Here is a 21,366-nt window from a genome sequence, read left to right as displayed (position 1 = left end):
GCCCGCCTTATGACGACTGACGCCAATACGAAGTTGCGCGAAGCCGCGCTCGACTATCACGAATTTCCGGTTCCCGGAAAGATCGCGATCGCGCCGACCAAGCAGATGATCAACCAGCGCGACCTCGCGCTGGCTTACTCGCCGGGCGTCGCGTTCGCGTGTGAAGCGATCGTCGAAGATCCGCTCAACGCCGCGCGCTTCACCGCGCGCAGCAATCTCGTGGGCGTCGTGTCGAACGGCACGGCCGTGCTTGGCCTCGGCAACATCGGGCCGCTCGCCTCGAAGCCGGTGATGGAAGGCAAGGCCGTGCTCTTCAAGAAGTTCGCCGGCATCGACGTGTTCGATATCGAGCTGAACGAGACCGATCCGCACAAGCTCGTCGAGGTGATCGCCGCGCTCGAACCGACCTTCGGCGGCATCAATCTGGAAGACATCAAGGCGCCGGACTGCTTCATCGTCGAGCGCGAATGCCGCAAGCGCATGAAGATTCCGGTCTTCCACGACGATCAGCACGGCACGGCCATCGTCGTCGCGGCGGCGGTTTCCAATGGTCTGAAGGTCGTCGGCAAGAGCATCGGCGAAGTGAAACTGGTCGCGTCGGGCGCGGGCGCGGCGGCGCTGGCGTGTCTGAACCTGCTCGTCGATCTCGGCATGAAGCGCGAGAACATTTTCGTGACGGATCTGGCCGGCGTGGTCTACAAGGGCCGCGCGGAACTCATGGACCCGGACAAGGAACTGTTCGCGCGCGAAACCGCCGCGCGCACGCTCGCCGAAGTCATGGAAGGCGCGGACGTGTTCCTCGGCCTATCCGCGGGCGGCGTGCTCAAGCAGGACATGGTCAAGCAGATGGCCGCGAAACCGCTGATTCTCGCGCTCGCGAATCCGACGCCGGAAATCCTGCCGGAGCTCGCGCTCGAAGTGCGCCCGGACGCCGTGCTCGCCACCGGCCGCACCGATTATCCGAACCAGGTCAACAACGTTCTCTGCTTCCCGTTCATCTTCCGCGGCGCCCTCGACGTCGGCGCGACCGTCATCACGAAGGAAATGGAAATCGCGGCCGTGAACGCGATCGCGGATCTGGCGCGTCAGGAGCAGAGCGATATCGTCGCCACGGCTTACGGCATCCAGGATTTGTCGTTCGGTCCGGAATATCTGATTCCGAAGCCGTTCGATCCGCGTCTCATCGTGAAGATCGCACCGGCAGTGGCGAAGGCCGCGATGGATTGCGGCGTCGCGACGCGTCCGATCGAGGACATGGAAGCCTACGAGCAGCATCTGCAGCAGTTCGTGTATCACAGCGGCACGACGATGAAGCCCGTGTTCCAGCTCGCGCGCAGCGTGGAGTCGGAGAAAAAGCGCATCGTGTTCGCGGAAGGCGAGGAAGAGCGCGTGCTGCGCGCGGTGCAGATCGCCGTCGATGAAAAGATCGCGAAACCGATTCTCATCGGCCGTCCCGCGGTCATCCAGCAGCGCATTCAGAAGTTCGGCCTGCGTCTCGCGCCGGGTGTCGATTTCAGCGTCGTCGACACGGATCACGACGAGCGTTATCGCGAATTCTGGCAGTCGTACGCGAAGATGATGGCGCGCAAAGGCATCAGCCAGCAGATGGCGAAGCTCGAAATGCGCCGCCGCACGACGCTCATCGGCGCGATGCTCGTGCAAAAGGGCGAGGCCGACGGCATGATCTGCGGCACGGTGAGCACGACGCATCGGCATCTGCACTTCATCGATCAGGTGATCGGCAAGAAGGAAGGCACGAAGGTCTACGCGGCAATGAACGCGCTCGTGTTGCCGGGCCGCCAGATTTTCATCGTCGACACGCACGTGAACGTCGATCCGACGCCCGAGCAGCTCGCCGAAATCACGATGCTGGCGGCGGAAGAAGTGAAGCGCTTCGGCATCGCGCCGAAGATCGCGCTGTTGTCGCATTCGAACTTCGGCACGAGCAACGCGCCGACCGCGCAGAAGATGCGCGATGTGCTCGCGATCCTGCGCGAACGCGCGCCCCATCTCGACGTGGACGGCGAAATGCACGGCGATGTCGCGCTCGACGCGCGCTTGCGCAAGGAAGTGCTGCCCGAATCGACGCTCGAAGGCGACGCGAATCTGCTGATCCTGCCGAACATCGACGCGGCGAACATCTCGTACAACCTGCTGAAGACGGCGGCGGGAGGCGGCATTGCAATCGGGCCGATCCTGCTTGGCGCGGCGAAGCCGGTTCATGTGCTGACTTCGTCGGCGACCGTGCGCCGTATCGTGAACATGACGGCATTGCTGGTGGCGGACACGACGGCCGCGCGCTGATCGCGGTTCGATGTGACACACAACGCGGCGGGTTTTCCCGCCGCGTTTTCGTTTGGGCGAAAAAAAAAGCGTGCCGTATCTCCACGGCACGCCGCGAAAAAGCAAACGGGCGTCTGCTTTAGCGCAAAAGTGCGGGATCGTCGGCGGAGCGCGATGCCGGGAAGCTGGCGACGAGTGAGGCGACTCGTCCAGCGGCTTCCAAATCCCACGAGCAAATTATTATCCTGAGCAGGATAAAAATCTCTCAGAGTTAGGCTAATTCTTCGGACGATTTCATCATCAGAAATTGCATGCTTCTGGCAATCTGAGAAAAAATTTCCGATTTTCCGCCGAACGTTGCTTCGCCCTGTCATTAGCGATACCCTTACATCTTTCATGGTCGTCGAATTCTGGTGTACGCGAGGACAACCGTTTGGTGATACGCGCGAGGACGCTCTCCTTTTTCGTCGCCTTGTGCGTCCTGCTGGGCGCGTGCGGCAAGGATGAACCTCGAAGCGGCGTTCAGGATACGGTTGCTTCGGCGAGTCGGGCGCCGGTCCCACCGGCCGAACCGATCCGTGAGGCGCAGGTACGGCAACCGCAAGCGACCGGCGAGCAGGAGCGCGACGGGCTGGCCACCGTCCACATTGCGCAGTTGCCCAAGCAGGCGGTCGCGACCTTGCGGCTGATCGAAGCGGGCGGCCCTTTCCCTTTCGAGAAGGACGGCGTCGTGTTCGGCAATCGCGAGCGTTTGCTTCCGCGGCAAGCACGCGGCTACTACCACGAATACACCGTTCCCACGCCTCGCGCGCGGGATCGCGGTGCGCGCCGGATCGTGTGCGGCGGCCCGAGGAAGCAGCTCGGCGATTGCTACTACTCGGACGACCACTACGCCAGTTTCAAACGCATTGCGGATTAACTACGGGATTAACGGCATGAGCGACAACATCTACGCGCACGACCACAGCGTCGCGGGTGATCTTTTCGCCACCGGCGATGGCAACCTGTTCCAGCGAGTATTGCGGCTACGCATGACAGAACACGACAACAGACCCGACGACGAGACCAGGCCCGAGGAGTTTCATCCGCAAGAGGAACCCGAAGCGCTGTTCGCCACCGTGCGGCCGAACATCGTGCAGTCGATCCGCGCGTTCCGTGTGCAGGAGCTCGCGGACGAAGCGAACCGCCTCGGCCAGCATTTTCTGTATGCGTATCTCGGTCAGGCGCAGAGCAAGCAGGAAGTGCTCGAAACCATCGCTCTTTCGTTTCTCTTTCCGAAGCACTTCGGCAAGAACTACGACGCGCTTTACGATTCGCTCACCGATCTCGTTCACAAGGCCGGCTCGCAACCGGGTTTCGTGATCGTGCTCGAACAACTGCCGATCGCGCAGAAGTTCGACAAGGAAGGCCGCGAAGTGCTGCTCGACGTATTCCGCGACGCGGCGGAATTCTGGGCGGAGAGGAAGGTGGCTTTCCGCGTGTTCTATTCATTCGTCTGAACGCGCGCGGCCCGCGCGAGCACGCGGGTCAGCGGAAACAACAGCCCGATGGCGCGTCCATCGGGCTGTTTTCGTTTGCGGCGACGAAAAAGCCGCGCGCGATCACCAGCCGCCCCAGCGCGCGGCCAGCGCCGCAAGCACCGCGATGCCCGCCGTCTCCGTGCGCAACACGCGCGCGCCGAGCCCGAGCGCGGAAAATCCGGCCTCGATGATCGTGTTTTCTTCCGCGGGCGAGAAACCCGCTTCGGGTCCGATCACCAACGTGACGGGACTCGCCGGCGGATCGGCGGGCAACGACGCGAAGCTGACTTCGGCGCGCGGCGAGAGCAGGAGACGCAGTTCGCCATCGGCGGCGGCGGGGAGGCTTGCGAGCCAGGCGTCGAGATTGCGCGGCGGCGCGACATCGGGCACGCGGTTGCGTCCGCATTGCTCGCATGCCGCGCGCGTGAGCGCCTGCCAGTGCGCCTGACGACGCGCCGCGCGCTCGCCGGCAAGACGCACGACACCGCGTTCGGCCGTGATCGGCGCAATGCCCGACACACCGAGTTCCACCGCCTTCTCGACGAGCCAGTCCATCTTGTCGCCGCCCGCGACGCCTTGCGCGAGCGTCACGCGATACGGCGGCTCGGCTTCGCGATCGTTGTGCTCGTCGATGCGCGCGGTCGCCGCGCGTTTGGCGATATCGACGAGTTCGCCGCGATATTCGCCGCCGCGGCCGTCGAAGAGCGTGATTGCATCGCCCGTTTGCAGGCGCAGGACGTGGACGTGACGCACGACGTCGTCGGGAAGGGTGAGGGTTTGGCCCACGCAAAGCGGGCCGTCGACATGAAAGCGTGGCATGAATGATCGATCGCGAACGTCCGGTCCGCGGATAGTGGTGATGCCTGACGGCGATACGGCGATACGGCTCTTCAGCGCAGATGCCGCGCGATCGCCCAGCGATAGCCGTCCGGGTCTTCGAACTGCGCGAAGCGGTCGCCCCAGAACTGGTCCTGCGGCTCGATGAGCGCCTTCGCGCCGACGGCGAGCGCGTGCTGGAAGGTGGCGTCGACGTCATCGACATAAAGGTAGAAGGACTGCGGCGCCATGAGTCCCGCGCTCTTCGGCGTGCGCGCCTGCGAGCCATATGCGCCTTCGGGCGCGAACATCACGATCAACTGCCCGCGATACGTCATCTCGACATGGATGATCGTTCCGTCGTCGTGCACGCTGTCGCGCATCACGAAGCCTAGCGCCTTTTCATAGAACGCGACGCTCACGCGCGCGTCACGCACGGTGAGATAGGGAGTCAGCCAGGGCACGTCGGCGGGGCGAGGGTCGGTCATCGAAAGCACTCCTTGAAGCCTTGCTATGGCACAGTGAGAAACATTTTGCCATGAACCCGTACGAACAATGGACCGGCAAGGAACTTGCACTTCACGCCGCGCGTCGGACCGATTTCGCCAGATGAACGTCCGTCGGCGGCGCGCGTTACCGTGTAGTGTCACGAGTTGTCATCATGTCGTGACAGTGTTGTATCGATTGCGACGCACGCGGCGCGGCGCGGTTCCCGTGAATCGCCGAGGCGTGATTTGCACGGAACATGCCCGCGTCCCGTAACGCCCGGCCGCACCGGATTCGCGCCCTTCCCGGCGCGTGTCCATCGGACCGGTCTGTTAGAATGACGGCCTTCCGATCCTCGTCGTTTCTCGTCGTTTCAAGTCGTTCCGGTCCTGAAAACGCGGTGTCCTGCGGGTCCGGTTCGAGTGAGAAGCACTGCAAGAGAAGCACCGCGGATCATTTCAGGACCTGCCCCAGACCCAACATGACGATCCCGACCTCCAGCCAGACCGCCCTCATGGCCAACGCAATCCGCGCGCTTGCCATGGACGCCGTTCAACAAGCCAACTCCGGCCACCCCGGCATGCCGATGGGCATGGCGGAAATCGGCGTCGCGCTGTGGTCGCGCCATCTGAAGCACAATCCGACGAACCCGCACTGGTTCGATCGCGACCGTTTCGTGTTGTCGAACGGTCACGGCTCGATGTTGCTGTATTCGCTTCTGCACCTCACCGGCTACGACCTGCCGATGAGCGAACTGAAGAACTTCCGCCAACTGCATTCGAAGACGCCGGGCCATCCGGAAGTCGGCATGACGCCGGGCGTCGAGACGACCACCGGTCCGCTCGGACAGGGCATCGGCAATGCGGTCGGCATGGCGCTCGCCGAGGCGCTGCTCGCCGCCGAGTTCAACAAGGCGGACGCGAAGATCGTCGATCACCACACGTATGTGTTCCTCGGCGACGGCTGCCTGATGGAAGGCATTTCGCACGAAGCCTGCTCGCTCGCCGGCACGCTCAAGCTGAACAAGCTGATCGCGCTGTACGACGATAACGGCATTTCGATCGACGGCCACGTCGAGCACTGGTTCCACGACGACACGCCGAAGCGCTTCGAAGCCTACGGCTGGAACGTGATCCGCGCGGTGGACGGCCACAACGTCGAAGCGGTCGACGCAGCCATCGCGCAAGCGAAGAAGTCGGACAAGCCGACGCTGATCTGCTGCCGCACGGTTATCGGCAAGGGCGCGCCGACCAAGGCGGGCGGTCACGACGCGCACGGCGCGCCGCTCGGCGACAAGGAAATCGCGGCGACGCGCGCGGCCATCGGCTGGAACTATGGCCCGTTCGAGATTCCGCAGGAAGTGTACGCGGCGTGGGACGCCAAGGAACAGGGCACGCACGCCGAAGCCGCGTGGAACAAGGCGTTCGACGCGTACAAGGCGAAGTACGCCAGCGAAGGCGCCGAATTCGCGCGCCGCATGAGCGGTGAGTTGCCCGCGGACTGGGCGCAAGCAGCGGCGAAGATCATCGAGGACGCGAACCAGCGCGCCGAAACCATCGCGTCGCGCAAGGCATCGCAGAACACCATCGAAGGTCTCGCGGCGGCGCTGCCCGAACTGCTCGGCGGCTCGGCCGACCTGACTGGCTCGAACCTCACCAACTGGAAGGCGTCGAAAGCCGTTCGCGCGGCGGGCGACGCGGAAAACGCGAACCCGGAACACGCCGGTATCCAGTGGGGCAATCACATCAACTACGGCGTGCGCGAGTTCGGCATGAGCACGGCCATCAACGGCATTGCGCTGCACGGCGGCTATCGTCCGTTCGGCGGCACGTTCCTGACGTTCTCGGATTACAGCCGCAACGCGCTGCGCGTCGCCGCGCTGATGAAATCCCGCTCGATCTTCGTGTTCACGCACGATTCCATCGGCCTCGGTGAAGACGGCCCGACGCACCAGTCAATCGAACATGTTTCGAGCCTCCGACTGATCCCGAATCTGCAAACGTGGCGTCCGGCGGATACGGTCGAAACCGCAGTCGCATGGACGCACGCGATCGCGCATCACGGCCCGTCGACGCTCATTTTCAGCCGCCAGAACCTGCAATTCTCGTCGCGCGACGACATCCAGATCGCCAACATCGCGAAGGGCGGCTACGTGCTGCGCGACTGGAACGACGACATCCCCGCGCGCAAGATCATCCTCCTCGCGACCGGCTCGGAAGTGCAGCTCGCGATGGAAGCCGTCGAAGCGCTGGCGAAGGAAGGCATCGGCGCACGCATCGTGTCGATGCCCTGCACGAACGTGTTCGACAAGCAGGACGCCGAGTATCGCGAGCGCGTGTTGCCGAAGGGCGTGGCGCGCGTGGCGATCGAGGCGGGTGTGACGGATTTCTGGCGCAAATATGTGGGCCTCGAAGGCGGCGTGGTCGGCATCGACACGTTCGGCGAGTCGGCGCCGGCCGGCGCGCTGTTCAAGCATTTCGGCTTCACGGTGGAGCATGTTGTCGCGACGGCGAAAGCCGTCCTCGCCGCGCAGTAAAATCGCGGTCAGCGAAGCAGGTTTTTTTAGCCATCAGGAGATAGACCATGACGATTCGCGTTGCAATCAACGGCTATGGCCGTATCGGCCGCAACACGCTGCGCGCCCTCTATGAAAACGGCAAGAAGCACGACATCGAGATCGTCGCCATCAACGACCTCGGCGACGCCAAGACCAACGCGCACCTGACGCAGTACGACACGGCGCACGGCAAGTTCCCGGGCCAGGTGTCGGTCGACGGCGACTACCTCGTCGTCAACGGCGACAAGATCCGCGTGCTGGCGAACCGCAACCCGGCCGAACTGCCGTGGGGCGAGCTGAAGGTCGACGTGGTGCTGGAGTGCACGGGCTTCTTCACGACCAAGGAAAAGGCGAGCGCGCACATCAAGGGCGGGGCGAAGAAGGTCATCATCTCGGCGCCCGGCGGCAAGGACGTGGACGCGACCATCGTGTACGGCGTGAACCACAAAGTGCTGAAGGCTTCCGACACGGTCATCTCGAATGCATCGTGCACGACGAACTGCCTCGCGCCGCTCGTCAAGCCGCTGAACGACAAGATCGGTCTGGTGAACGGTCTGATGACCACGATCCACGCGTACACGAACGACCAGGTTCTGACGGACGTGTATCACGAAGACCTGCGCCGCGCGCGCTCGGCCACGCACAGCCAGATCCCGACGAAGACCGGCGCGGCGTCCGCGGTCGGCCTCGTGCTGCCGGAACTGAACGGCAAGCTGGACGGTTACGCGATCCGCGTCCCGACCATCAACGTATCGGTCGTCGATCTGTCGTTCATCGCCGCGCGCGACACGACGGTCGAAGAGATCAACAAAATCATGAAGGAAGCGTCGGAAGGCGAGCTGAAGGGCGTGCTCGGCTACAACGATGCGCCGCTGGTCTCGATCGACTACAACCACAATCCGGCTTCGTCCACTTTCGATTCGACGCTCACGAAGGTGTCGGGCCGTCTCGTGAAGGTGTCGAGCTGGTACGACAACGAATGGGGTTTCTCGAACCGCATGCTGGATACGGCCGTGGCTCTCGCCAATGCCAAGTAAGGCGAAATAAGCTTCAGCGCCTCTCGAAATGAACAAAGCCGCTCCTCGGAGCGGCTTTGTTTTTGGTGCTACAGGTTGTCTTACGCAAGCTTCTCGCGCAGAAACGCCACGACGTAAGGCGTAGCCGCTGCCGCGACCGTCGACGCCGTGCCGGGATCGATGCCCATGCGCCCGGCGATCGATTCGGCGATGCGTCCCGTCAGGATGCCTTCGCCGCCTTCCTCCATCGATTTAAGAAAGCCGTCGCCGCGCACGAGTCCGGCGGCGAACGCGGCGAAAAAGCTCTTGCCGGGATGATTTCCCATCAGGCCCGCGTTCTGTTCCTCGGCGTGCGCATGCGCGGTTTCCGCTGCGGTGCCGAGCATCTGCTGGCTGTCTTCGGTGCTGAAGCCCTGATTGGTCAGTGCTTGCGTGGCTTGCGCGCCGTGTTCCGACGCCAGAAATTCCGATACCAGTTGTTGCATGTCCATCGACGCTGCTCCTCTTGATGTTCGCTAATTGCAGGGCAGCGCAAGCGGATAGAAAACTCCATCACGCCCGGCCCTTGCTGAGACTGCGAACGCTTCGAGAAGTGCCGCGTTTTACCTGTGCGGGATCGGAAAATGCACGCCCGCGCGCTGGGCCGCATTGACGATGTGGCCTTCGATCGCGCGGCCAGCCTTTTCGCCGTCGCGCGCCTTCAACGCCTCGATGATCACCGCGTGCTCGTGATACGTCGACAGCACCAGTTCACGCCGGTAGAACGGCAGACGCTGGCTCTCCTTCATGATGTCGGCGCTGCCGCGCAGGATCGATTCGATCGCCGCGTTGCCCGCGAGATTCACGATGCGCATGTGGAACGCGAAGTCGAGTTGCGCGGCTTCTTCCAGCGCGGATTCCGTCAAGGCGGCGTGCAGCGAGCCGAGGTTGTCGTCGAGCCAGTCGATGTCCGCGTCGCCGATCGAATAGGCCGCGAGCCGCGCGACGAATCCTTCCAGCGCGAAGCGCATCTGATACGTGTCGGGCAGCGACGCCTGATCGGCGAAACGCCACGGATGCGCGTTGCTCGCCTGCGCGCCGCTCACATACACGCCCTTGCCCGGCCTGATAAGCAACATGCCGAGCGCTTCGAGCGTCGAGAGCGCCTCGCGCAGCGACGCCCGGCTGATCGACAGTTCCTCCGATAGTTGCCGCTGCGCCGGCAGCAAACTCCCAACCGGATATACGCTCGATTCGATGCGTTCGCGAATCGTCGCGATAGCGGCGTCGGTCACGGTATGCGGGACGTTTTTCATAAGAAGAAAACAGTATTGGCCGGTCTGACCGCCATTGTATGCGCGTGCCGGACCCGCGTGTGAACGACCGTGTTTCGGCCTTTTTCGTGCCCGCGCCGAACAGGGTAAACCGGTACGAACGCTTTCTTGACGGCGCTATATCGGCTTTCTAATATTCCCCATCACAGCACTGGTCCGACCAGTCGGAACAGTTGCTCGGGTCCTGAGACATTACACGAGGAGACGGTCGTGTCGAGATTTCTGAATTCGTTGTTCGGCAGGGTGATGATCGCGCTGGTCATCGGCGTCGTGGTCGGCGCGCTATTTCCGCATTTCGGCCAGTCGTTGCGGCCTCTGGGCGACGGTTTCCTGAAGCTCATCAAGATGGTGATCGGGCCGATCGTGTTCTGCGTCGTCGTGAGCGGCATGGCGAGCGCGGGCGATCTGAAGAAAGTGGGGCGCGTCGGGCTGAAGGCGGTCATCTACTTCGAGATCATGACGACGCTCGCGCTGGTGATCGGCGCGATTCTCGCGTGGGTCACGCGTCCGGGCGTCGGCATGAATATCGATCTGCACACGCTCAACGCCGCCTCGCTCGCGACCTACACGGAGCACGCGAAAAGCCTGAAGGACACCGCGGGCTTTCTGCTGAAGATCATCCCCGATACCGCCATCGATGCCTTCGCGAAAGGCGACATTCTGCAAGTGCTCGTGTTCGCGATCCTGTTCGGCTCGGCGCTCTCGATGCTCGGCGAGAAGGCGCAGCGCGTGACGGTCTTCATCGACGAGTTGTCGCACGTGTTCTTCCGCATCATGGCGTTCATCATCAAGCTCGCGCCGCTCGGCGTGCTCGGCGCGATCGCGTTCACGACCGGCCAGTACGGCGTCGCGTCGCTCAAGCAACTCGGTCTGCTCGTGATCGTGTTCTACGCGAGCTGCTTCCTGTTCGTGTTCGTCGTGCTGGGCATCGTGATGCGTCTCGCGGGCTTCTCGATCTTCAAGCTCGTGCGCTATTTGCGCGAAGAACTGTCGATCGTGCTCGGCACCGCCTCGTCGGACGCTGTGCTGCCGCAAATCATGCGCAAGCTCGAATGGATGGGCATCAAGGATTCGACCGTTGGTCTCGTGATTCCGACCGGCTACTCGTTCAACCTCGACGGCTTCTCGATCTATCTCACGCTCGCGGTGATTTTCATCGCGCAGGCGACCAACACGCCGCTGTCGCTGCATGACCTGATCGTCGTGGTGCTCGTGTCGCTGGTGACGTCGAAGGGCGCGCACGGCATTCCCGGCTCGGCCATCGTGATTCTCGCCGCGACGCTCTCCGCCATTCCCGCGATTCCCGTGCTCGGCCTCGTGTTGATTTTGCCGGTGGACTGGTTCGTCGGCATCGCGCGCGCCGTGACGAATCTGATCGGCAACTGCGTGGCGACGGTGGTCGTCGGGGTTTGGGAGAACGACATCGACCGGGCGCGCGCCAAGCGCGTGCTCGATCAGGACGCCGAGTATCGCTTCGTGCCCGCCGCGCCTCAATCGGGCGAAAGCGCCTCGCACGGCAACGAACACGCACACGCTTGAATCAACGCAACCGAATCAACGCAACTGAATTAAGGCAACTGAAGGACATTGAAATGGCCAACCCGATTCTCGACGCCGACGCACCCGCTTTCACCCGCCGCTACATGAACCTCGCGGACCCGCGCCTCGGCGCGCAGGCGCTCTTCGCCACCGACGAGTTTTTCGCGCCGAAGGAGCGCATGCTGGAGCCGCAACCGGCCGTATTCATTCCCGGCAAATACGACGAACACGGCAAGTGGATGGACGGCTGGGAGACGCGCCGCAAGCGCACGACCGGCTACGACTACTGCATCGTCAAGCTGGCGCGCGCGGGCGTGATTCACGGCATCGACATCGACACGAGTCACTTCACCGGCAATTTTCCGCCGGCGGCGTCGATCGAAGCGTGCAGCAGCGAAAGCGGCAACCCTCGGGAAGATGGCGACTGGCGCGAAATCGTGCCTTCGACGACGCTGCAGGGCAATCGGCATCACTATCTCGACATCGCCGATGCGCGCGCCTACACGCATCTGCGCGTGAACATTTATCCCGATGGCGGCATCGCGCGTTTGCGTGTGTATGGCCAGCCGAAGACGGACTTCTCGCGCGTCGAGCGTGGCACGCTGCTTGATCTCGCGGCCATCGAGAACGGCGCGTATCTCGTCGCGGCGAACAATCAGCATTTCGGTCCGGCGTCGCAAATGCTGATGCCGGGGCGCGGCGTGAACATGGGCGACGGCTGGGAAACGCGCCGGCGACGCGAGCCGGGCAACGACTGGGCGATCGTCGCGTTGGCGCATCCCGGCGTGATCCGCGCGATCGAAGTGGACACCGCGCATTTCAAGGGCAATTATCCGGACCGGTGCTCGGTGCAGGCGGCGCGCGTGGCGGGCGGCACGGACGAATCGCTCGTCACGCAGGCGATGTTCTGGCCCGTCGCGCTCGACGAACAGAAGCTTTCGATGGACAGCGTGCATCGCTTCGAGAAGGAAATCGCGGCGCTCGGGCCGGTGACGCACGTGCGCCTGAACATCTTCCCGGACGGCGGCGTATCGCGGCTGCGCGTCTTCGGAGAAATCGAATGAAGACGCTGACGCTGGAACCGCTCACGCGTGAAGCTTTCGCGCCGTTCGGCGATGTCATCGAGCTCGAAGGCGCGCGTCATTTTCCGATCAACGCGGGCACGACCGAGCGCTTCCACGATCTCGCGAACGTGGACGTCGGCTTCGAGAGCGGCGGGCGTCCGCTCATCAATGTGTTTCGCGGCCAGCCGCGCCCGCAGCCCGTCGCGATATCGATGATGGAGCGGCATCCGCTCGGCAGTCAGGCCTTCGTGCCGCTCGCGGACGTGCGCTATCTTGTGGTCGTCGCGCCGGCGGGCGAGTTCGACGCCGCCGGTCTGCGAGCGTTTTACGCGCGCGGCTGGCAAGGCGTGAACTACGCGCGCGGCGTGTGGCATCACCCGCTGATCGTGCTCGACGCGGCGGGCGATTTCATCGTCGTGGATCGTGGCGGCGATTTGCCGAATTGCGACGAAATCGACTTGCCCGAACGCTATACGCTGATCGAAGCGGCGGCGCGCGCCGCGTGAGCAACCTACGCTAATCGAAATGCAACTGCGAATCGATCGCAGACGCAAAACACAAAACGTACGGACGAAACGAAACCGCCGTCCATCGCGAGATGGACGGCGGTTTTTTCATCCGCTCGCCGAAGGCCGGCGCGCGAACCTCAATGCTTGCGGTGCGGGCAGTTTTCCTTCGTGCATGCGCCGTACAGCGCGAGCGCATGCTCGTGGATCTTGAAACCGCGTTCGCTCGCGATCGATTGCTGACGGCGTTCGATCTCGGCATCGAAGAACTCTTCTACGCGGCCGCAATCGATGCACACCAGGTGATCGTGGTGCGATCCCTCGTTGAGTTCGAAGACGGCCTTGCCCGATTCGAAATTGCTCCGCGACAGCAGTCCGGCTTGCTCGAACTGCGTGAGCACGCGATAAACCGTCGCGAGACCGATATCGAGTTCTTCGTTGAGAAGGCTTCGATACACGTCTTCAGCGGTCAGATGGCGCACCGTGCTGTGCTGAAAGATTTCGAGAATCTTGAGGCGGGGCAGGGTCGCCTTGAGCCCGATATTTTTGAGATCGGCGGGATTGGTCATGGCTAGGCATCCCTAGAGTACAATTCAAGGTTCTCATAGTAATGCGTTTTGCCCATTCCTGACATCCCAAGCGGCGTCAAGGCGAATCGGACGAAAAGAGTGCGGTCTGGGAGCGCCACGCGTGAAAGGTGAAATGTTTTCAGAATCTTTATCGAATTGCAGGGAGAGCCGTCGCATGCGGGGAACCGTAATAGCAGCAACCTTGGTCGCATTGCTCGCCGGCTGCTCGACGTACGACAGCGTCACGCAGAAGATCGCGCAAAGCATCACACCGTATCGAATCACGGTCGTGCAAGGCAACTTCGTTTCGGCGGAAGCCGCGGCGCAGATGCAGGTCGGCATGTCGCGTGACCAGGTGAAACAGATCCTCGGCACGCCACTGTTGTCCGACATGTTCCACGCCGATCGCTGGGACTACGTGTTCTATTTCAAGCGTGGGTCGACATCCGTCGTTCAGCAGCGTGACTTCGTCGTGAACTTCGCGAGCGATCGCGTCGTGAGCTGGTCGGGCGGCGAGAATCTGCCGTCGAATCTCGAATTGCTCGCGGAAATCGACGGCGACAAGGGCGTCAAGGTCGCGAAGGCCGCGACACCCGCGGCGGCATCGGCGGTGGCGTCGGCGTCCGGAGTGAGAGCGCCGGTCGGCGAGCCGTCTACGCAGCCGAACGCGGCGGCCGCATTTGCGGGCGATGCGAACCAGGAGGCCGCGCAGGCCGCGAATCGTGCTACGGCGCAAGTCGAGATGCCGGAGGGGCGTCAGCGCTCCTCGGCATTCAGCAGCGCGCCGACGAGCTCGGGCGGTGCGCCGGGTTCCACCAACAGTTCGGGCACCAACTCGCAGATCCAGCTGCATCGCCGCCCGCAGCCGATCAACATTCCGGACAGCAGCGCGGTTGGCCCGGCGGGTTCGTCGCCGACGCCCGCCAACGCGAGCGGCCAGGCGCAGTTCTATGTGCCGCCGCCGAGCCAGTAAGCAGTTAGCCGAAAAAGGATGAAGCCGCGCCGGGCGTGCCGACCCGGCGCGGCTTCAACCGCACAGCCCATTCGCATCATCCATCGCGCGTGCCGCGCGCGGTTCAACACGAGACTGCCATGAAGATCGCCATTGCCGGCGCGTCGGGCCGCATGGGCCGGATGCTGATCGAAACCGTTCTCAACGATCCCGAAGCGCAACTCGTCGGCGCACTCGACCGCCCCGGCGTGCCGCAACTCGGGCAGGACGCGGGCGCGTTCCTCGGCAAGACCACGGGCGTTGCGCTGACGGACGACATCGAGCGCGTTTTCACCGACGCCGAATACCTCATCGACTTCACGCGTCCCGAAGGCACGATGGCGCATCTCGAAGCGGCGCTGCGCCACGACGTGAAGATGATCGTCGGCACGACCGGCTTTTCGGACGAGCAGAAGGCGCAACTGAAGCAGGCGGGCGAGAAGATCGGCGTCGTGTTCGCGCCGAACATGAGCGTCGGCGTGAACGTCACGCTGAAGCTGCTCGAATTCGCCGCGAAGCATTTCGCGACCGGCTACGACATCGAGATCATCGAGGCGCATCATCGTCACAAGGTGGATGCGCCGTCGGGCACCGCGCTCGGCATGGGCGAGGTGATCGCCCGCGCGCTCGGCCGCGATCTGAAAGACTGCGCCGTGTACGCGCGCGAAGGCGTGACGGGCGAGCGCGATCCCTCGACCATCGGCTTTTCCGCGATTCGCGGCGGCGATATCGTCGGCGATCACACGGTGCTCTTCGCGGGCATCGGCGAGCGCGTCGAGATCACGCACAAGTCGGCGAGCCGCCTGTCTTACGCGCAAGGCGCACTGCGCGCCGCGCGGTTCCTGCAAGGACACGACAAGGGTTTCTTCGACATGCAAGACGTGCTCGGCCTGCGCTGATCATTTATCGACGATGGCGGCAACGGGCGTTCTCCACTATCTGCAATCCGGCGATGCCGTGACGCACGCGGTCGCGGGGCTGCTGCTCGCGATGTCGCTCGCGAGCTGGTGTTTCCTGCTCGTGAAAGCGTGGATTCTCGCGCGCGCCAAGTGGCAAGGTCCGCGCGCATTGCAGCGTTTTTGGCAATCTCCGAGTCTGAAAGACGGTATCGGCGCATTGCAGCGCGCGGATCGCGAGCGTGTGTTTCTGCCGCTCGCCGAGGCTGCGTGGCGCGCATCGGAAGCTGAAATGCCCGGTGCCTTGCTCGCGCGCGTCGAGCGCAGCGAGCGCGTGCTGCGCGCGCTGCGTCATGCATTGCTGCGGTCGCAACGCAGGCTCGAATTCGGTCAGGTTCTGCTCGCATCGGTGGGCAGCACGGCGCCGTTCGTCGGCCTGCTCGGGACGGTCTGGGGCATTTATCACGCGCTTTCGAGCATCGCGGCGAGCGGGCAGGCGATGATCGAGAACGTCGCCGGACCGGTCGGCGAGGCGCTCATCATGACGGCGTTCGGGCTCGTCGTCGCGATTCCCGCCGTGCTCGCGTACAACATTCTCGGTCGCTACGTGCGGCAGATTTCCGAGGAGCTCGACGGCTTCGCGCACGATCTGCATGCATTCGTGTGCGGTCCGTCCGAATAGGCGCGGCGATGGCCTTCGGCGGACTCGACAAGCAATCCAACGGCGCGCCGATGGCGGAGATCAACATGACGCCGCTCATCGACGTCATGCTCGTTCTGCTCGTCATCTTCATCATCACCGCGCCGCTTTTCACGCACGCGATCCGGCTCGATCTGCCGAAAGTCGCGTCGCAACCCGCGCGCGAGACGCCGCAAACCATCACGCTGTCCATCGACGACGCCGGCAAGCTTTTCTGGAACGAGACGCCCGTCACGTTCGATCAGATGCGGGCGCGTTTCTCCGACGCCGGCAAAGGCGCGCAGAAGCCGGAACTGCATTTGCGCGCGTCGAGTGCGACGCGCTATGACGTCATCGCGCAGGTGATGGGCGCGGCGCAGCAAGCGGGTCTCGCGCGCATCGGCTTCGTCACGCAGCCCGCCGCGGCGGCGAAACCGTAGCGCTGACACGCGTTTTCTCAGATTCGGCCTAGGCCGAACGGCCTAATTGCGGTTCGCCCGCGCGATGCGCAAACTTTGCTTCAGTAGCGTGAATCGCGCGTCGCGAAAGGGCGGCAGTGCGCCGGTGCGGGTGAGCAGGACGGTATAATCGCCCTTTGCCCGTCCGGCCAAGCCTTGCAACAGCCAGCAGGCCCGAATCCGACGATGCGCCGTTCGCGTCCTCCGGGAAACCCGGCGCGGCGCGCGGGCCGTCCGCTCGAAGTAGATCGAGTCGAAAGCGGCAGGCCCGAGGTCCGTTTCCAGCATTAGCGTAAAGCCACCACACCATGCACGATAAATACGTACCCGCCGACGTCGAATCCGCCGCGCAGAGCAACTGGCGCGCGAACGACGTCTATCGGTCGATCGAGAAGTCGGACAAGCCCAAGTTCTATTGCGTGTCGATGCTGCCGTATCCGTCGGGCAAGCTGCACATGGGGCACGTGCGCAACTACACCATCAACGACGTGATGTACCGTTATCTGCGCATGAACGGCCACAACACGCTCATGCCGATGGGCTGGGACGCGTTCGGCATGCCCGCCGAAAACGCGGCGATGGCGAACAACGTGCCGCCGGCGAAGTGGACCTACGACAACATCGCGTACATGAAGAAGCAGATGCAGTCGATGGGCCTCGCCATCGACTGGTCGCGCGAAGTCGCCACCTGCTCGCCGGACTACTACAAGTGGAACCAGTGGCTGTTCCTGAAGATGCTGGAAAAGGGCATCGCGTACAAGAAGACCGGCACGGTGAACTGGGACCCGGTCGACCAGACCGTGCTCGCGAACGAGCAGGTTATCGACGGGCGCGGCTGGCGCTCGGGCGCGCTCGTCGAAAAGCGCGAAATCCCGATGTACTACCTGCGCATTACCGATTACGCGGATCAACTGCTCGACGATCTCGAAGGCCTCGGCTGGCCCGAGCGCGTCAAGATCATGCAGCAGAACTGGATCGGCAAGAGCTTCGGCGTGAATTTCGGCTTCCCGTATGAAATCGATGGCGAAGCGAAGCTGCTGCGCGTGTTCACCACGCGCGCCGACACCATCATGGGCGTCACCTTCGCGGCGGTCGCGGCTGAGCATCCGCTCGCCACGCGCCTCGCGCGCGACAACGCGGAGCTTAAGGCGTTCATCGACGAATGCAAGCGCGGCGGCGTGGCGGAAGCCGACGTCGCGACGATGGAAAAGAAGGGCTTGCCGACCGGCTTCTTCGTCACGCATCCGCTGACGGGCGCGCAGGTCGAAGTGTGGATCGGCAATTACGTCCTGATGTCCTACGGCGAAGGCGCGGTCATGGGCGTGCCGTCGCACGACGAGCGCGATTTCGCGTTCGCGAAGAAATACGGCTTGCCGATCAATCAGGTGATCGGCGTCGAGGGCAAGACCTATTCGACCGACGCGTGGGAAGAATGGTACGGCGACAAGACCGCCGGCCGCCTGATTAACAGCGGCAAGTACGACGGTCTGACGACGGAAGAAGCGATCGACGCGATCGCCGCCGATCTGAAAGCGAAGAACTTCGGCGACAAGCAGGTCACGTGGCGTCTGCGCGACTGGGGCATCTCGCGCCAGCGCTACTGGGGCACGCCGATTCCGATCATCCACTGTCCGTCGTGCGGCGACGTGCCGGTGCCGGAAAAAGACCTGCCCGTGGTGCTGCCGGAAGACCTCGTGCCGGACGGCACGGGCAATCCGCTCGCGAAGTCCGAAGCGTTCCTGAACTGCGCGTGCCCGAAGTGCGGCGCGCCGGCGAAGCGCGAAACCGACACGATGGACACCTTCGTCGATTCGTCCTGGTACTTCTCGCGCTACACCGCGCCGGACGCGCAGACGATGGTCGACGAGCGCACCGATTACTGGATGCCGATGGATCAGTACATCGGCGGCATCGAACACGCGATTCTGCACCTCTTGTACTCACGCTTCTGGACCAAGGTCATGCGCGACATGGGCCTCGTCAAGTTCGGCGAGCCGGCGAAGAACCTGCTCACGCAGGGCATGGTGCTGAACGAAACGTTCTATCGCGAGGACGCGAGCGGCAAGAAGACCTGGTACAACCCGCTCGACGTCGCTGTCGCGCACGACGACAAGGGCCGTCCGACCGGCGCGACGCTGAACGCGGACGGTCAGCCGGTCGTGCTCGGCGGCGTGGAGAAGATGTCGAAGTCGAAGAACAACGGCGTCGATCCGCAGACGCTCATCGATCAATACGGCGCGGATACCGCGCGTCTTTTCGTGATGTTCGCCGCGCCGCCCGAGCAGTCGCTCGAATGGTCCGGCGCGGGCGTGGAAGGCGCGAGCCGCTTCCTGCGCCGCGTGTGGCACTTCGCGCACGACAACGCCGATGCGCTGCGCCAGCACGCAAAGCTCGATGCATCGAAGCTCGACGACGCCGGCAAAACGCTGCGCCGCGAGATCTACACCGTGCTGAAGCAGGCCGATTTCGACTACGGCCGTCTGCAGTACAACACGGTCGTGTCCGCCGCGATGAAAATGCTCAACGCGGTCGAAGGCGCGAAGAACGCGGGCGCGGGCGCGCTGAACGAAACCTTCGGTGTGCTCTTGCGCGTGCTGTATCCGGTGGTGCCGCACGTCACGTTCCAGTTGTGGTCGGAACTCGGCTACGAGAAGGAATTCGGCCCGCTGCTCGATGCGCCCTGGCCGAAGGTCGACGAAGCCGCGCTTGAGCAGTCGGAGATCGAACTCGTGCTGCAGGTCAACGGCAAGGTGCGTGGCTCGCTGACGGTCGCGAAGGACGCGTCGCGCGAAGACATCGAAAAGGCCGCGGTCGCGCACGAAATGTTCGAGAAGTTCGCGGAAGGCCGCGCGCCGAAGAAGGTGATCGTCGTGCCGGGGCGTCTCGTCAACGTGGTCGTCTGATGCGCAAAACCAAGGGAGTGGATGTGTCCGGCAAAGTCAGCACGAGCAGGCGCTCGTTTCTCACGCTGCTCGGCGGCGCGGCGATGCTGTCCGCGTGCGGCTTTCAGCTTCGCGGCCAGCAGGACTACGCGTTCAAGCGGCTCGCGATCAGCGGCGGCACGCCGCAGATGGTCGCGCGCCTGGAGCGCATGGTTCAGGGCGGCAGCGACACGGTGATCGTCAAGCCGTTCGAGAAGCCGGACGCGACGCTCAACCTGTCCGAAGGCACAGGATTGCGCACGCTGAGCCTGAACGCGCAGGGCGTCATCCAGGAATACGAACTCGTCCTTACGCTGAACTACATGTTGCTCGGCGCCGACGGCACCTTGCTGATTCCGCCCAGCGTGATCGCGCTGAATCGTTCGATGACCTACAGCGATCAGTACACGCTCGCCAAGGCACAGGAATCGACACTGCTCTACAACGACATGCGCAACGACGCCGTCGACCAGTTGACGCGCCGTCTCGCGACAGTGCGTTCGCTGCATCCGACGCCGAGCGAGCAGACACCGGGCGTCGCGCCGCGCGCGCCGCTGCCGGTGCCGCCGCTTTGATCGTCCGCGTTCGCCCGGCATCATGCAACTGAAGCTCGACGCGCTCGAAGCGCATCTCGCGAAAGGCCTGAAGGGGCTGTACGTCGTCTACGGCGACGAGCATCTGCTCGCGCAGGAAGCGTGCGACCGCATTCGGGCCGCCGCGCGCGCGGGCGGGTTCACGGATCGCTCGGTATTCACCGTGGAGCGCGGTTTCGACTGGAGCGCGCTCATGGGGGCGACGCAGTCGATGTCGCTGTTCGGCGACCGTCAACTGATCGAATTGCGCATTCCCACGGGCAAGCCGGGCAAGGAAGGCGCCGAAGCGCTGAAGACGCTCGCCGATGCCGGCAATCCGGACGTCGTGACGCTCGTCACGCTGCCGCGTCTCGACAGCGCGACGCAAAAGTCGGGCTGGTTCACGGCGTTGCTCGGCGCGGGCGTCGCGATGAAGATCGATCCGGTCGAGCGCGCGCAATTGCCGATGTGGGTCGGCCAGCGGCTCGCGCAACAAGGCCAGCGCGTGGCGCCAGACGAGGAAGGACGGCGCGCGCTGTCGTTCATCGCGGAACGGGTGGAAGGCAATCTGCTCGCCGCGCATCAGGAAATCCAGAAGCTCGGGCTGCTGTATCCCGAGGGCGTGCTGACTTTCGAGCAGATTCACGACGCCGTGCTGAACGTCGCGCGCTACGACGTGTTCAAGCTCAACGAGGCGATGCTGACGGGCGATGTCGGCCGCCTCGCGCGCATGCTCGATGGTCTCAAGGGCGAAGGCGAGGCCGCGGTGCTCGTGCTCTGGGCGCTCGTCGAGGAAGTGCGCACGCTGCTGCGCATCAAGCGCGGCGTCGCATCGGGCAAGCCGCTCGCGACGCTCATGCGCGAGAACCGTGTCTGGGGACCGCGCGAACGGCTGATCGGCCCGGCGCTCTCGCGCGTGACGGACGAAGCGCTGGAAAAGGCGCTGTCGCTCGCGGCGCAACTGGATCGGCAGGTGAAGGGACTTTCGGGCAGCACGGGCAAGCGTGGCAGCGAGCCGCCGCCGGACCCGTGGGCCGGCATGTTCGAACTGGCGATGGCGGTCGCGCACGGCGGCAAGCCAGCGCAATCCGCGCCGGCGCCACGACCTCGTCGCTAGGACGCTTCTGTCACGCGCTGTTGCAATCTTCGCGACAGCTTAGAATGAGCGCATCGACGCTTC

20 protein-coding genes are annotated in these 21,366 nt (G+C 63.8%); 15 read left to right on the top strand and 5 right to left on the bottom strand.

The window, feature by feature from the left end:
* Positions 1–9: 9 nt before the first annotated feature.
* The 3 genes from AWB82_RS11760 to AWB82_RS11750 all read left to right on the top strand — a co-directional run bounded on the left by AWB82_RS11760 (position 10) and on the right by AWB82_RS11750 (position 3,782).
* Positions 10–2,304 (top strand): NADP-dependent malic enzyme, encoded by a 2,295-nt coding sequence (locus AWB82_RS11760; protein WP_086967310.1) that lies wholly within the window; start codon positions 10–12, stop codon positions 2,302–2,304.
* 415 nt (positions 2,305–2,719) lie between these two features.
* On the top strand, positions 2,720–3,202 hold the full coding sequence (locus AWB82_RS11755) for a ribonuclease (protein WP_086967350.1): 483 nt from the start codon (positions 2,720–2,722) through the stop codon (positions 3,200–3,202).
* Positions 3,203–3,218: 16 nt separating this feature from the next.
* A complete protein-coding gene (locus AWB82_RS11750; protein WP_086967309.1) occupies positions 3,219–3,782 on the top strand; it encodes a barstar family protein in 564 nt (187 codons plus the stop codon).
* Between the two features lie 102 nt (positions 3,783–3,884).
* On the opposite strand, the gene AWB82_RS11745 is transcribed toward AWB82_RS11750, so the two are convergent.
* Both AWB82_RS11745 and AWB82_RS11740 read right to left on the bottom strand, forming a co-directional pair.
* Positions 3,885–4,622: a 16S rRNA (uracil(1498)-N(3))-methyltransferase gene (locus tag AWB82_RS11745; protein WP_086967308.1), complete on the bottom strand. Its 738-nt coding sequence runs from the start codon at positions 4,620–4,622 to the stop codon at positions 3,885–3,887.
* 71 nt (positions 4,623–4,693) lie between these two features.
* Entirely contained in the window at positions 4,694–5,107 is a 414-nt protein-coding gene (locus AWB82_RS11740; protein ID WP_086967307.1) for a VOC family protein, read from the bottom strand.
* A 479-nt stretch (positions 5,108–5,586) separates the two neighbouring features.
* On the opposite strand from AWB82_RS11740, the gene tkt reads away from it, so the two are divergent.
* Positions 5,587–7,641, top strand: coding sequence for a transketolase (tkt, locus tag AWB82_RS11735; RefSeq protein WP_086967306.1), 2,055 nt, complete (start codon positions 5,587–5,589; stop codon positions 7,639–7,641).
* Between the two features lie 47 nt (positions 7,642–7,688).
* Positions 7,689–8,699, top strand: a complete 1,011-nt coding sequence (gene gap, locus AWB82_RS11730) for a type I glyceraldehyde-3-phosphate dehydrogenase (RefSeq protein ID WP_086967305.1) — start codon at positions 7,689–7,691, stop codon at positions 8,697–8,699.
* Between the two features lie 80 nt (positions 8,700–8,779).
* On the opposite strand, the gene AWB82_RS11725 is transcribed toward gap, so the two are convergent.
* Together AWB82_RS11725 and AWB82_RS11720 are read right to left on the bottom strand one after the other, a co-directional pair.
* Entirely contained in the window at positions 8,780–9,169 is a 390-nt protein-coding gene (locus AWB82_RS11725; protein ID WP_086967304.1) for a hypothetical protein, read from the bottom strand.
* A 111-nt stretch (positions 9,170–9,280) separates the two neighbouring features.
* Positions 9,281–9,973 carry a FadR/GntR family transcriptional regulator gene (locus AWB82_RS11720; protein WP_086967303.1) on the bottom strand — a complete coding sequence of 231 codons (693 nt, stop codon included), beginning with the start codon at positions 9,971–9,973 and terminating at the stop codon, positions 9,281–9,283.
* A 228-nt stretch (positions 9,974–10,201) separates the two neighbouring features.
* Here AWB82_RS11720 and AWB82_RS11715 point away from each other — a divergent pair, with 228 nt between their 5' ends.
* Genes AWB82_RS11715 through AWB82_RS11705 form a run of 3 tightly spaced genes read left to right on the top strand, consistent with a single transcriptional unit; the run spans position 10,202 to position 13,100 of the window.
* A complete protein-coding gene (locus AWB82_RS11715) occupies positions 10,202–11,530 on the top strand; it encodes a C4-dicarboxylate transporter DctA (RefSeq protein WP_086967302.1) in 1,329 nt (442 codons plus the stop codon).
* 53 nt (positions 11,531–11,583) lie between these two features.
* Positions 11,584–12,594, top strand: a complete 1,011-nt coding sequence (gene alc, locus AWB82_RS11710; protein ID WP_086967301.1) for an allantoicase — start codon at positions 11,584–11,586, stop codon at positions 12,592–12,594.
* Positions 12,591–13,100 carry an ureidoglycolate lyase gene (locus AWB82_RS11705; RefSeq protein ID WP_086967300.1) on the top strand — a complete coding sequence of 170 codons (510 nt, stop codon included), beginning with the start codon at positions 12,591–12,593 and terminating at the stop codon, positions 13,098–13,100. Before alc ends, AWB82_RS11705 begins: the two co-directional genes overlap by 4 nt.
* Before the next feature lie 140 nt (positions 13,101–13,240).
* On the opposite strand, the gene fur is transcribed toward AWB82_RS11705, so the two are convergent.
* Complete coding sequence (gene fur / locus AWB82_RS11700) at positions 13,241–13,669, bottom strand: ferric iron uptake transcriptional regulator (RefSeq protein ID WP_086967299.1); 429 nt, start codon at positions 13,667–13,669, stop codon at positions 13,241–13,243.
* Positions 13,670–13,844: 175 nt separating this feature from the next.
* Here fur and AWB82_RS11695 point away from each other — a divergent pair, with 175 nt between their 5' ends.
* From AWB82_RS11695 to holA, 7 genes are all read left to right on the top strand, one after another.
* Positions 13,845–14,642 carry an outer membrane protein assembly factor BamE gene (locus AWB82_RS11695; RefSeq protein WP_086967298.1) on the top strand — a complete coding sequence of 266 codons (798 nt, stop codon included), beginning with the start codon at positions 13,845–13,847 and terminating at the stop codon, positions 14,640–14,642.
* 119 nt (positions 14,643–14,761) lie between these two features.
* Positions 14,762–15,559, top strand: coding sequence for a 4-hydroxy-tetrahydrodipicolinate reductase (gene dapB, locus AWB82_RS11690; RefSeq protein ID WP_086967297.1), 798 nt, complete (start codon positions 14,762–14,764; stop codon positions 15,557–15,559).
* A 13-nt stretch (positions 15,560–15,572) separates the two neighbouring features.
* A complete protein-coding gene (locus tag AWB82_RS11685; protein ID WP_086967296.1) occupies positions 15,573–16,238 on the top strand; it encodes a MotA/TolQ/ExbB proton channel family protein in 666 nt (221 codons plus the stop codon).
* A gap of 8 nt (positions 16,239–16,246) precedes the next feature.
* Positions 16,247–16,675: an ExbD/TolR family protein gene (locus AWB82_RS11680; RefSeq protein ID WP_086967295.1), complete on the top strand. Its 429-nt coding sequence runs from the start codon at positions 16,247–16,249 to the stop codon at positions 16,673–16,675.
* A gap of 326 nt (positions 16,676–17,001) precedes the next feature.
* Entirely contained in the window at positions 17,002–19,596 is a 2,595-nt protein-coding gene (gene leuS, locus AWB82_RS11675; protein WP_086967294.1) for a leucine--tRNA ligase, read from the top strand.
* On the top strand, positions 19,596–20,189 hold the full coding sequence (locus AWB82_RS11670) for an LPS-assembly lipoprotein LptE (RefSeq protein WP_086967293.1): 594 nt from the start codon (positions 19,596–19,598) through the stop codon (positions 20,187–20,189). The genes leuS and AWB82_RS11670 overlap by 1 nt, the downstream gene beginning before the upstream one ends.
* 22 nt (positions 20,190–20,211) lie before the next feature.
* A complete protein-coding gene (gene holA / locus AWB82_RS11665; protein ID WP_086967292.1) occupies positions 20,212–21,303 on the top strand; it encodes a DNA polymerase III subunit delta in 1,092 nt (363 codons plus the stop codon).
* Positions 21,304–21,366 lie beyond the last annotated feature (63 nt).

Source organism: Caballeronia glebae, from assembly GCF_001545035.1.
Taxonomy (GTDB): Bacteria; Pseudomonadota; Gammaproteobacteria; order Burkholderiales; family Burkholderiaceae; genus Caballeronia; species Caballeronia glebae.
Note: the sequence above shows the minus strand (reverse complement) of the source record. Positions and strands in the feature narration are given on the sequence as shown.